The sequence below is a fragment of the Lihuaxuella thermophila genome, assembly GCF_900110165.1.
GTDB lineage: Bacteria > Bacillota > Bacilli > Thermoactinomycetales > Thermoactinomycetaceae > Lihuaxuella > Lihuaxuella thermophila.
In genome coordinates, this window is record NZ_FOCQ01000024.1 from 17,629 (window position 1) to 29,959 (window position 12,331).

Consider the following 12,331-nt stretch of genomic DNA (forward strand, 5'->3'; position numbering starts at 1 on the left):
TTATACCTCCTCGACGATGATCTGGTTATTGGTATATACGCAAACCTCGCTGGCAATGGTAAGCGCCGCATGTGCAATTTCTTTCGCCGACAGATGCGGGGCGTACCGCTTCAAGGCTCTTCCGGCGGACAAGGCGTAACTTCCGCCTGAACCAATCGCGAGCACGTCATCATCCGGCTCGATCACTTCCCCGTTTCCGGAGATCAGTAAAAGATGCTCTTTGTCGATCACGATTAACATGGCTTCCAAACGGCGCAAAATCTTGTCTGCGCGCCACTCCTTGGCAAGTTCCACCGCCGCCCGGGCCAGATTGCCGTGATACTCTTCCAACTTGGCCTCAAACTTTTCAAATAAAGTGATCGCATCAGCGACAGAACCGGCAAATCCTGCCAACACTCTGCCTTTATATAAACGGCGGACTTTCTTGGCACCATGTTTCATAATCATCTGATTTCCAAAAGTAACCTGGCCGTCCCCCGCAATTGCACTCGAACCGTTATGTCGTACGGCGAAAATTGTGGTTGCATGGAAGCTATCCATCTGCATCCTCCTCGTCGAGATCCTGCTCTTCCCGATTTGTTGCGGGCTGTTCATCTCCTGCCTGAGCACGGTGCATTCATGAAGAAACAGCAGCGCCTGGCCTCTGCTGTTCCTTCGTGCCAACTGGACCGTTCATTCTTGCACCGTCATACTACCACACTGGAGTGGGGTTAGCAAGCAGAATTGCTCACTTCCCGCAAAAAATTCTGAATGTTTTCGATTGCACGTTCAGCATACTTTTCGGCCCGTTCTTTTTTGGAACGAATTCTTTCCGGCAGTTCTTCAAACAATCCGAAGTTTGCGTTCATCGGCTGAAAATGAGCCGGATCCGCTGTGGTGATATAATGGGCCAAACTTCCGATGGCTGTGGACTTCGGGGGAACGGCCGGCTCTTTTCCTTGCACCAGCCTTGCCGCGTTAATCCCGGCAATCAGACCCGCAGCTGCGGATTCGACATAACCTTCCACCCCTGTCATCTGTCCGGCAAAGAACAGATCATCCCTTTGGCGGAATTGATAGGTCGGTTTAAGCAGCTTCGGCGAATTGATAAACGTGTTGCGGTGCATGACCCCGTAACGGACGATTTCCGCATTTTCCAGTCCCGGAATCATGCGGATCACTTCTTTTTGCGGTCCCCATTTCAGATGGGTTTGAAAGCCGACAATGTTGTAGAGCGTTCCCGCGCTGTTGTCCTGGCGGAGCTGAACAACGGCGTAAGGGCGTTTTCCCGTGCGCGGATCCGTGAGTCCCACCGGTTTCAGCGGCCCGAACAGAAGCGTCTTCTTCCCGCGTTTGGCCATGACTTCAATGGGCATGCATCCTTCGAAGTAAATTTCTTTTTCAAATTCTTTGAGCGGGGCGACTTCTGCGGAGATGAGCGCTTCATAGAACCGGTCGAACTCCTCTTCCGTCATCGGACAGTTGAGGTAGGCCGCGTCTCCTTTGTCATAACGGGAGGCGACGAACACCTTGTCCATATTGATGCTGTCCTTCTCCACAATCGGAGCCGCCGCATCGTAAAAATAGAGATACTCTTCGCCGGTCAGTTCCTTCAGCTTGTCCGAAAGTGCCTGGGAGGTGAGCGGGCCGGTGGCGATCACGGTAGGTCCATCCGGGATCTCCGTCACTTCTTCCTTGATGATCTCAACCAGCGGGTGATGATGAAGCGTCTCGGTAATTTCCGCTGAAAAAGCCTCCCGATCCACCGCCAAGGCTCCACCCGCCGGAACCGCATGTTGATCGGCACACTTCATGATGAGGGAGTTCAGGCGGCGCATCTCTTCCTTCAAGATGCCCACCGCATTGGTCAGGGAGTTGGCCCGCAGGGAATTGCTGCACACCAGCTCGGCAAACTGGCCGCCCCGATGGGCAGGTGTCATTTTCACCGGCCGCATTTCATACAACCGGACGGGAATCCCCCGCTCGGCGATTTGCCATGCGGCTTCACTGCCGGCCAAGCCAGCCCCAACGACGATCACGGTCATCTTCTTCTCCTCCTCTTACGTTTTCTCTTCCTGATAATCACAAGCGGTACAGCGAATCACCGTTTCTTTTTTCGCTTTTTTCTCCACCATTACGCTCCCGCAACGCGGACAGGGCCGGGGAACGGGCTTATCCCACGACACAAACTCGCATTCCGGGTATCGGCTGCATCCGTAAAAAGTGCGTCTCTTCTTGGATTTCCGCTCTACGATTTCGCCGATTTTACAATTGGGGCAGGGAACCCCCGTCGACTTGAGGATCGCTTTGGTAAACCGGCATTCCGGAAAGGCGGAACACGCCAGAAATTTCCCGTAACGTCCATATTTATAAACCATCGGGCTGGCGCATTTTTCACAAATCTCATCGGATACTTCATCTTCGATCTCCACTTCGGCCATTTCTTTTTCGGCAACGTTCAAGCGCTCCTGAAACGGGCCGTAGAAGCGGTCCAAAATCTCCACCCAGTCCGCTTTGCCTTCTTCGATCAAGTCCAGATCCTCTTCCATATGGGCGGTAAATTCCACATTAATGATTTCCGGGAAAAACTCTTCCATCAGTTCGCACACGATCTCTCCCAGCTCGGAGGGGACAAAGCGTTTGTCTTCCAAGAGTACATAGCCCCTCTTCTGAATGGTTTCCAGGGTGGGAGCATATGTGCTGGGGCGGCCGATCCCCTTTTCCTCCAGCTCTTTCACCAGACGCGCTTCCGTGTAACGAGGCGGCGGCTGGGTGAAATGCTGTTTGGGATCGAGCGACTTGCGTTTCAGCTGCTGTCCCTTTTCAAGAGGCGGGAGGAAGGTTTCCTCTTCCTTCTTATTGTCATCGCTTCCCTCCACATACACTTTCATGAATCCGGGAAACTTCACTTTGGAACCCGTAGCCCTGAACAGCGCTTCACCCACTCGGATGTCGGCAGATATGGCGTCAAGGACGGCCGGAGACATCTGCGAAGCGACAAACCGCTCCCAGATCAGCTTATATAATCGATATTGATCCCGCGTTAAAACTTCTTTCAGCTGAGCGGGCGTTCGCGTCACCGAAGTCGGTCGAATCGCTTCATGGGCATCCTGAGCTCCCGGTTTTGTTTTGGGTATGCGCGGTGTGGCCGGGACATAATCGGTGCCGAACGTATTTTGGATATAGGAACGCGCTTCCTCCTGAGCGGTATTGGAAACCCGCGTCGAGTCGGTTCTCATATAGGTAATCAAACCAACCGTGCCTTCTTTGCCGATATCCACCCCTTCATACAGTTGTTGGGCAACGGCCATCGTCTTTTGCGCACGGAAGTTCAGCTTGCGCGCCGCTTCCTGTTGCAGCGTGCTGGTGATAAAAGGCGGAGCCGGATTTCGTTTGCGCTCGCTCTTTTTCACCTCTTCCACAATAAAGCGTTTCCCTTTGATACTGTCAAGCAATTGATCGACGTCTTCTTTTGATTTTAATTCCGTTTTCTTATTTCCGTAACCGTAAAATTTAGCTTCAAAAGCCTCCTCACCGCTAATGAGAACGGCTGTCACCGTCCAATATTCCTCGGGAACAAATTGGCGGATCTCTTTCTCACGGTCGATGATCAATTTAACGGCCACGGATTGCACACGACCCGCACTTAATCCTTTTTTCACCTTTTTCCACAACAGGGGGCTGATTCCGTATCCCACCAGCCGGTCCAAAATCCGCCGGGCTTGTTGGGCGTTCACCAGGTTTAGATTGATCTTGCGCGGATGCTTGAAGGCGTCTTTCACTGCCTGTTTCGTAATCTCATTAAAAACGACGCGGCATTTTTCGTCCAGAGACAACTCCAGGCTGTGCGCCAGATGCCAGGCAATCGCTTCCCCTTCGCGGTCAGGGTCCGCGGCCAGATAGACTCGTTTTACCTTCTTTTTGGCATCGCGCAATTGTTTGAGTACGTCCCCTTTGCCGCGGACGGTTATATATTTAGGTGCAAAATCATCTTCAACATTTACGCCTAGTTGGCTTTTTGGCAAATCCCGCACGTGTCCCATCGAAGCTTTGACGATATATTGCTTCCCCAAGTACTTACTGATGGTTTTGGCTTTGGCGGGCGATTCGACAATCACAAGCGAATCGGCCATCCTAAGGCCCTCCCCTCGATAATTGCTTAGCCGTCCCACATGTTTCGACCGTTTCTTCATTATGATCATGGAGTCTTTTTAACACTCGTATTTGTTACAATACCAGATTTAGAATCAGATCGGCAACTTTATCCCTTTCTCTTTCCTCAAGGATGACCTCGAATCCGATTATACATACGCCAGAGCCGTCAAACATGTTACTTTCGAACATACTGGGCTCCCGGTAATTGGGCGATTTTCTGTTTGATTTCCAGAGACAATAAGGTTTGATGCACTTCCCCGACGGTCATTTTTCCGGACACTTTTTCCAGGAGAATATCGATTTGTATCGGTTCAGACTGGATATGTATGAGAATTTCACGTTCTCGGCCGGTTAATTCCGGTTCTGTTTGGAGTCCTGACACGGCAGCTTCCCGAACCACCGGCAAGACATGAGAAAGCTCTTCAAAAATATCCTGAGCATCGACCACGCACTTGGCCCCTTGTTGAATCAGGCGCAGGGTTCCCAGACTCTGTGCGGATGTAACGGGGCCTGGTACGGCAAATACTTCTCTCCCCTGCTCCATGCTGAAATCAGCAGTGATGAGCGAGCCCGACCGTTCCGCTGCTTCCACCACGATCGTTCCATAAGATAATCCGCTGATGATCCGGTTTCTCTGCGGAAACAATCCCGGATGAGGCTGGGTTCCGGGGGGAGTTTCGGAGATGACCGCACCTTTTTCCACGATTTCGGCATAGAGAGAACGGTGATTTTTCGGATAGATGACATCTACTCCGGAACCTAGTACCGCAACGGTTTTCCCTCCTGCTTTTAACACACTCCGGTGGGATTCTCCATCGATCCCGTTGGCCATGCCGCTGACCACTGTCCATCCCGCTTCCGTCAATTGCCCCGTGAGAGTTCGTGTCACGCGCAAGCCGTAAGGGGTTGGTTTTCGTGTCCCCACCATCGCCAGAGCAGGCGTATGAAGGAGCTCAGGATCTCCTTTGATATACAACACCCAGGGTGGTTGGGCAATCTCTTTCAACAGCGCGGGATACCGATCATCCATCGCCGTGATCGCGGTAATCCGGCGGTGTTTAAGCTCTTCCGCTACTTCCTTGACAAATTGGGGCGTCCATTTTTCGCGAATCCGTTCGACCGTCTGTTTTGGCACCTTTTGACTTTTGAGCCGGTCGATGATGGACGGTGTCAATTCTTGTCCGGGAGACCATCCGGCTTGAAAAAGTTTGTCGATCGTATGCCAGCCGACACCGGATAGCTGATGAATGGCCACCAGCCCCGCCTGTTCGTTCATTTGCTCACCTCTTTCAAAACAAAAAGGGAACCGATTGGAAGGTTCCCCAAGTAGCTCTCGATGTTAATTTCTGGTGATGCAATGCTCGAGCAAACCTTTTTCTTCCAAAACCCGCACCAGGGTTTCCCCGATCACTGCAGGTGTTGGAGCAACCGTGACCCCACACCTTTCCAGGGCGGCAATTTTTTCCGCAGCCGTACCTTTGCCGCCGGAAATGATAGCGCCGGCGTGTCCCATCCGTTTTCCGGGAGGAGCCGTTTGACCGCCGATGAAACCGACCACCGGTTTGGTCATGTTGGCCTGAATCCATTCGGCCGCTTCCTCTTCGGCAGTTCCGCCGATTTCCCCGATCATGATGACGGCTTTGGTGTCGGGGTCTTCTTCGAAGGCTTTTAAGCAGTCGATGAAGTTGGTTCCGTTCACCGGGTCTCCGCCAATCCCGACGGCGGTAGACTGGCCGATGCCGCGGGTGGTCAGCTGATGCACTGCTTCATAAGTTAAGGTGCCGCTGCGGGAAACAATGCCCACATGGCCGGGAGTGTGGATATAACCGGGCATAATACCGATTTTGCACTCACCGGGGGTGATGACACCCGGGCAGTTCGGTCCGATCAGGCGGGTCTTCTTGCCTTCCATATAACGCTTTACTTTTACCATGTCAAGGACGGGAATTCCTTCCGTGATGCAGACGACGAGATCCAATTCCGCATCAACGGCTTCCATGATGGCATCCGCAGCAAAAGCGGGCGGCACATAGATAACGGAAGCATTGGCACCCGTCGCTTCCTTTGCCGCTTGTACGGTATCAAAAACGGGGATGCCCTCGACTTCCGTGCCACCCTTGCCGGGGGTGACGCCGGCAACCATTTGCGTTCCGTATTCAATCGCTTGTTTGGTGTGGAAAAGACCGGTCGCACCGGTGATCCCCTGCGTGATCACTTTCGTATCTTTATTTACAAAAATACTCACCGAAAACCCACCTTTCTTACGCTGATTCCTTCACCAATTCAACGATTTTTTGCGCACCGTCAGCCATGGAGTCTGCAGCCACAATTTTCAGGCCGGACTCTTTCAGGATCTTTTTGCCCAATTCCACATTGGTTCCTTCCAGACGGACGACCAGCGGACGATCCAGCTCCACTTGCTTAGCCGCTTCGACGATGCCGTTGGCGATGACATCGCATTTCATAATGCCGCCGAAGATATTGACGAAAATCCCCTTCACGTTTTGGTCGGAAAGGATGATTTTAAAAGCTTCGGTCACTTTTTCGGTGGTAGCGCCGCCGCCGACATCAAGGAAGTTGGCCGGTTCCCCGTTATAATGCTTGATGATGTCCATGGTAGCCATGGCCAGGCCTGCACCGTTTACCATGCAGCCGATATTCCCGTCCAAGGCGATATAGTTGAGATCATATTTGGAAGCTTCGATTTCTTTCGGGTCTTCTTCATCCAGATCGCGCATTTCCAGGATATCTTTGTGGCGGAACAGCGCGTTGGAGTCGAAGTTTAACTTGGCATCCAGGGCCATCACCCGTCCGTCGGTGGTGGTGATGAGCGGATTGATTTCAGCCAGGGCACAATCGTTATCCACAAATGCGGAGTAGAGTCCGAGCATGAATTTAACTGCCTGGTTCACTTTGTCTTGCGGAATGTTGATGTTATAAGCGAGACGGCGGGCCTGGAACGGCATCATGCCGACAGCCGGATCAATCACTTCTTTGAAGATTTTTTCAGGCGTTTTCGCCGCTACTTCTTCAATCTCCGTACCTCCCTCTTCGGAAGCCATCATCACAATGCGGCCCGTGGAACGGTCGATCACCACGCCGACATAGTATTCTTTTTCAATCGGCAAACCTTCTTCGATCAAGAGGCGTTTGACCTCTTTACCTTCCGGACCGGTTTGGTGGGTCACGAGCACTTTGCCGAGAAGATCCGCAGCATGCTCACGAACTTCTTCCAGACTGCGGGCCAGTTTGACACCACCGGCTTTCCCGCGTCCGCCTGCATGAATCTGCGCTTTCACAACCCAAAGGTTGCCGCCCAGACGCTCGGCTGCTTGCACTGCTTCATCCGGTGTAAACGCGACATGTCCGTTTGGAACGACTACACCGTATTTCTTCAGGATTTGTTTCCCTTGATACTCATGTACGTTCATTCCCGATCCTCCAATCCTTGGGTCTCCATACAGCAACCAAACCGTCTTCCCGACAACTATGTAATTCTCCGCTTCAGCTTCAGATGAATCCCCTTCCAAAGAGAAATATTGCAATATTTACATGATTCATCCGAACCCGAGAGAGAAACGGCATCAGTTTGGCTCTTTTGCAAGTATAGCTCAGACTGCGGTTTATTGCCAACCTCGTCATGCTGATAAAAAACCACAAATCATGAGAGATCACCAAAAAATATGAGGGTCAGCTTTCGCAACCCTCATACAGAAACCATCGTTACTTCAAGAGAGAAATCACCGTAGCAATGATAAAAATTCCCATAAAAATGGCTGTGGTGACCATGGTGCTTTTAACTGCATCGAGAAAATCGTTTTCCTTGTTTTCACTGTTGGCACGATCTACCTGTGATTTCAAACCAAGTCCCTCCTTACGGCCATTCGTCATCACCATGGGATGAACGGCATCCACAACTTTGCAACATTTATAAGTATAGCATTCTTTTTTCCCCTTTCAAACGGGGTCCGATCCCCCGTTTGGTGACAAATCGGCAAAAACGGTTACCCTGCCCCCAAAATATTGGAGCGGTCAAACAAACGCGGACCCTTTCGCAAATAGCAATAAGCCCCGATTTTTGCCTCCCCCAGTTGAAAGATCTTAATCCATCTTTGCGTGATCTCATCATTTTGGTCCACATAAATAATTTGTACATTTCTGCCCGCTTCAAACGCCTTTTTTAAAATGAGGTCCACCATTGTGCATCCCTCCCGAACAGAACATTTGTTCCTGTAATTATTATACCCGCTTTCAGGGGAATGAGAACCGGACCTTTTTTCCATTTTGGATAAAATGTGGAGTTCAAGCGGATAATGATAAAAAAATCCCAGGAGGAAATGGCTGATGACTCATTCACGCCAATGGATTTATTTCCTGATCGGTCTTATCGTGATCGCACTTGCCGGAGTTGCCGCCCTCCTGCCCGCCATACCCTGGTTCAAACAGGAGCCATCCCTGGATAAAGCGGCAACGGCGACCGTTTCACCTGTCCGGGATATCCATCTGTTTACCGTCGAATACAACGCGAAAATGAATGACAAAAAAGCGGAGGCTTACCGGTGGGACCCTGGAACGATCGTCCTGCACAAAGGAGAATCCGTTCGCCTTCACATTCATGGATTCCACGGCAAAGAACACCCCTTTTCCATTCCCGCCTTTCATTTGAAAGGGACGGTCAAAAAAGGGCAGGTGACCACGGTGGAATTTCAACCCGACCGCACGGGGACATTTGAACTCATCTGCCACAACCATTTAACCTCTGCCGCACACGGCCCGATGATTGGTTACATTACGGTCGTCAATCCTTGAGAAAGACGGAAAAAGATCAACACGGCACTTGTCCGTGTTTCTTTTTTTGTCTCATGTTATGATGAAGCAAAGTACATCTTGGAGGGCGATCCCCATGTACATACGGTTTCAAACCCCTTACCAATATGTGTTCATCCACCGAAATGTCAAACACTTGCTGCTTTTGTGGAAAAAAGAGCGAAAACGGGATCTCTATATCATTGAAGAGGAAAATGATTGCATGCTCCTGCGCTTTCCCGGCCAGACGTACGTGGAAATGGTCCTGGATGAAATTGAACCGATCTTTTTTCAACGGCTGGAAACCGATGACGGCCCTTTTCCCGCCATTCTGGGGGCGACGTTTACCTTCGGGGATAAACGGGTGGGCATGTATTATCATCCCGACCATCCGTCCGAGGCTCTTTATTTTTTTGAAATCCAAGGGAATCAAATCACAGATATTCCCGATGAGGAGTACGAAGCGGTGGTCCGGGCGTTTATGAATGAATTCCCTGAGTTTTTTGTTGGAACGTGATTGCGGCACTTTGGAGGTGATCATTTATGGATGACAAGCAAAAAGATCGATGGAATGCTTCCCTCTATGATGACCGGCTCCATTTTGTTTCCCGGCTTGGCAGGGAGGTGGTGGATCTTCTTCAACCCTGTCAGGGAGAGCGGATTCTCGACTTGGGCTGCGGAACCGGCGACCTGAGTTTTGAAATTTCACAAGCCGGCGCCTCCGTGCACGGTATTGACTCATCCCCGGCGATGATTCAAAAAGCTAGGCAAAAATTCCCCGGACTCTCTTTTGAAGTTGCCGATGCGCTTACATACCGGAAGGAACAGGCTTACGACGCTGTCTTTTCCAATGCGGTCCTGCACTGGATTCAAGAGCCTGGGCAAGTGATCGAAAACATATGGGAGAGCCTTCGCCCCGGCGGGCGCTTTGTGGCGGAATTCGGCGGAAAAGGCAATGTGGGAAAAATCATCCACGCCATCGCAGAAGCCTTGCACGAAACCGGAATCAGGGCTGACAAAAGAAACCCCTGGTATTATCCCAGCCTGGCCGAGTACTCTCTCTTGCTGGAACAACAAGGCTTTACCGTCCGCTTTGCCGCGTATTTTGACCGCCCCACTCCGCTGCCCGGAGGGGAAGAAGGGCTTCATCACTGGCTGGATATGTTCGCCGGCTCCTTCTTCGCCGGTTTGCCTCCTGTTGTCAGAGAAAAAATATACGAAAAAATCAAATTCATACTTAGAAACCAGCTCTTTAACGGCAAAGAGTGGATCGCCGATTACAGGCGGCTGAGGGTCCTGGCGGTGAAGAGTATCGATCTGATTTAAACGGATATGGCAAAGACCGAGACATTGTGTTACAATGATCTCGCAGAAAAAAGTACGGGCGCACAGTGACTGGCGATAATGAAGTGGAATCAACCACGGGGGAGCTGTGCGAATTCATATGCCGGATCGCCTGGGCAAGAGGTTATGGGTATTTTGCACATGAAATACCCATAACCTCTTTATGTTTTTCAGGAGGCGGATGTTTGATGGATCAACCATTAATCTTGGACGGATTGCGCGTCGCCGAGGATATCAAACGGAAGGTAAAGGAGAAAGTTGCCGGGTTAAAAGAAAAAGGAATCGTTCCTTGTCTGGCTACCATTTTGGTCGGAGATGACCCTTCATCGGCCACGTATGTACGGATGAAAGGCAATGCTTGCCGAAAGCTGGGAATCGAGTCCATCCGCATACATCTTCCAAAAGAAACGACCACCGAAGAGCTGCTGGCAACCATCCATGAATTAAACGACCGGGACGATGTTCACGGCATTTTGCTGCAACATCCCGTTCCTTCGCATATCGATGAACGTAAAGCTTTTGAAGCGATTCACATCGACAAAGATGTCGACGGAGTGACCAGCCTGGGTTACGGACAGTCGGCTTTTGGCTTTGGTTTATATCCATCCTGCACACCGGCAGCGATTCTTTCCATCATGGATTATTATCAACTTCCCATCGCCGGAAAACATGCGGTTGTCATCGGCAGAAGCCCGATTCTGGGCAAACCTGTCTCGCAACTCTTACTCAATCGCAACGCTACGGTGACAATTTGCCATTCTTATACCCAAAACCTGGAACATCATGTCAAACAGGCCGACATCGTCGTGGCTGCGGTCGGCAAACCCCGTTTTGTCCAGGGGGACTGGATTAAACCGGGAGCCGTCATCCTGGATGCAGGTTATAACAAAGGAAACATCGGGGATGTAGATTACGACGCATGTGTGGCCAAATCAGGAGCCATTACGCCTGTTCCCGGAGGAGTCGGCCCCGTCACGATCGCCACTTTGGTGAAACACACCGTCGAAGCAGCAGAAAGAAAAGCAACCCTTCAAGCTCAATAGCAAGCATCCTTGTTGCGCCGTTTTGTTGCGGCCTCGGCACGATCCCCTCTGGCTGACTGTGTGGAAAATCCGCCCGGACAACCAGAGGGGATTTTTCATGTCCGGGCCACTTGGCAAATCCGGCATATGAGAAGTTATGATACCACGGGAATCAACAAGGCAGAAAAACAGGAGCGGCTGCCGAAGCTGTTGCGTTTACGGTCAGTTATGCCCTGACCCTCAATCAAATATCGATTCTATTCGCTCCGTCGATCTTTGGCTTTCTGGCAGACTGGCAACAGGATTATCGGGCAGCCTGGGGAGTACTGTCGTTTTTCACTCTGTTGGCAGCTGGTTGGTTCACCCATGCTTGCAAACCACGGCGCTCCCTGATTGAACCGGAAAGAAAGCCCTGATTTCTCTCAAGTTGAACAATTGGGATAGACAGTTGAGGATTTTTTCCGCAACCGGCGAACGGATGAACGGGACAATAAATAATATAATGATGGCTATCAGCAAGGGAGAGGAAGGTCGGAGAGAGATGCGCCTTTTCTATATTTCTTCAGGATGCGGATTTTCGTTCCAAAACCATCTGTCCGACGAAGACCAAAATATTTTGCATGCTTTCCGGCAGCTGGAAAAGGTTCGGCCCAACTTTAAAATGGAGAAGTTTTTGCTGCGCCGTGAATCGCCTTCTCTTCTCTTTTCGCGGATTCGAGCGTTTCGACCTCATTTCATCCTTTCTTTCCGCGGCTGCCGCCTGTCTGCTCCGGTCGTCAACAAACTGAGAACGTTCGGCATTCCGATCGGCGTTTGGGTGGTGGATGATCCTTACCGTCTGCAAACGCATGAAAAACTGGTCCGTCCATATGATCTGGTGATTACCCAGGACAGCAGCAGCGTTCCATTTTACAAAAAAATCCAAAAGCCGGCCATCCACTTGCCGCTCGCTGTCAACCCGGAGAAGTACCGGCCGCTTTCGGTTCCGCCAAAATACCAGTCCGATATTTGTTTCGTGGGAAGCG

The 12,331-nt window shown here is 51.0% G+C and carries 13 protein-coding genes, 1 pseudogene and 1 riboswitch; of the genes and pseudogenes, 6 read left to right on the forward strand and 8 right to left on the reverse strand.

Going from position 1 to position 12,331, the window contains the following annotated elements:
* The 8 genes from hslV to BMW55_RS18445 all read right to left on the reverse strand — a co-directional run bounded on the left by hslV (position 1) and on the right by BMW55_RS18445 (position 8,333).
* Positions 1-540: an ATP-dependent protease subunit HslV gene (gene hslV / locus BMW55_RS18415; protein WP_089973254.1), complete on the reverse strand. Its 540-nt coding sequence runs from the start codon at positions 538-540 to the stop codon at positions 1-3.
* 170 nt (positions 541-710) lie between these two features.
* Positions 711-2,024 (reverse strand): FADH(2)-oxidizing methylenetetrahydrofolate--tRNA-(uracil(54)-C(5))-methyltransferase TrmFO, encoded by a 1,314-nt coding sequence (gene trmFO, locus BMW55_RS18420; RefSeq protein ID WP_089973256.1) that lies wholly within the window; start codon positions 2,022-2,024, stop codon positions 711-713.
* A gap of 15 nt (positions 2,025-2,039) precedes the next feature.
* Complete coding sequence (topA, locus tag BMW55_RS18425) at positions 2,040-4,112, reverse strand: type I DNA topoisomerase (RefSeq protein WP_089973258.1); 2,073 nt, start codon at positions 4,110-4,112, stop codon at positions 2,040-2,042.
* Between the two features lie 197 nt (positions 4,113-4,309).
* A complete protein-coding gene (dprA, locus tag BMW55_RS18430; protein WP_089973261.1) occupies positions 4,310-5,410 on the reverse strand; it encodes a DNA-processing protein DprA in 1,101 nt (366 codons plus the stop codon).
* Positions 5,411-5,473: 63 nt separating this feature from the next.
* Positions 5,474-6,379: a succinate--CoA ligase subunit alpha gene (gene sucD, locus BMW55_RS18435; protein WP_089973264.1), complete on the reverse strand. Its 906-nt coding sequence runs from the start codon at positions 6,377-6,379 to the stop codon at positions 5,474-5,476.
* Positions 6,380-6,395: 16 nt separating this feature from the next.
* Positions 6,396-7,565 carry an ADP-forming succinate--CoA ligase subunit beta gene (sucC, locus tag BMW55_RS18440; protein ID WP_089973267.1) on the reverse strand — a complete coding sequence of 390 codons (1,170 nt, stop codon included), beginning with the start codon at positions 7,563-7,565 and terminating at the stop codon, positions 6,396-6,398.
* A gap of 292 nt (positions 7,566-7,857) precedes the next feature.
* On the reverse strand, positions 7,858-7,995 hold the full coding sequence (locus BMW55_RS19120; RefSeq protein WP_170840022.1) for a YqzM family protein: 138 nt from the start codon (positions 7,993-7,995) through the stop codon (positions 7,858-7,860).
* Positions 7,996-8,138: 143 nt separating this feature from the next.
* Positions 8,139-8,333: a hypothetical protein gene (locus BMW55_RS18445; protein ID WP_089973269.1), complete on the reverse strand. Its 195-nt coding sequence runs from the start codon at positions 8,331-8,333 to the stop codon at positions 8,139-8,141.
* Between the two features lie 145 nt (positions 8,334-8,478).
* On the opposite strand from BMW55_RS18445, the gene BMW55_RS18450 reads away from it, so the two are divergent.
* The 6 genes and pseudogenes from BMW55_RS18450 to BMW55_RS18475 all read left to right on the forward strand — a co-directional run.
* Positions 8,479-8,943 (forward strand): cupredoxin domain-containing protein, encoded by a 465-nt coding sequence (locus BMW55_RS18450; protein WP_089973271.1) that lies wholly within the window; start codon positions 8,479-8,481, stop codon positions 8,941-8,943.
* Positions 8,944-9,037: 94 nt separating this feature from the next.
* Positions 9,038-9,457, forward strand: a complete 420-nt coding sequence (locus BMW55_RS18455; protein ID WP_089973274.1) for a hypothetical protein — start codon at positions 9,038-9,040, stop codon at positions 9,455-9,457.
* Positions 9,458-9,483: 26 nt separating this feature from the next.
* Positions 9,484-10,266, forward strand: coding sequence for a class I SAM-dependent methyltransferase (locus BMW55_RS18460; RefSeq protein WP_089973276.1), 783 nt, complete (start codon positions 9,484-9,486; stop codon positions 10,264-10,266).
* Between the two features lie 55 nt (positions 10,267-10,321).
* Positions 10,322-10,409: riboswitch (ZMP/ZTP riboswitch) on the forward strand.
* 63 nt (positions 10,410-10,472) lie between these two features.
* Positions 10,473-11,327, forward strand: a complete 855-nt coding sequence (locus BMW55_RS18465; RefSeq protein ID WP_139179548.1) for a bifunctional 5,10-methylenetetrahydrofolate dehydrogenase/5,10-methenyltetrahydrofolate cyclohydrolase — start codon at positions 10,473-10,475, stop codon at positions 11,325-11,327.
* A 12-nt stretch (positions 11,328-11,339) separates the two neighbouring features.
* Entirely contained in the window at positions 11,340-11,543 is a 204-nt protein-coding gene (locus BMW55_RS19575) for a hypothetical protein (RefSeq protein WP_089973281.1), read from the forward strand.
* A gap of 304 nt (positions 11,544-11,847) precedes the next feature.
* Positions 11,848-12,331 (forward strand): annotated as a pseudogene (locus tag BMW55_RS18475) (hypothetical protein); the annotation flags it as partial.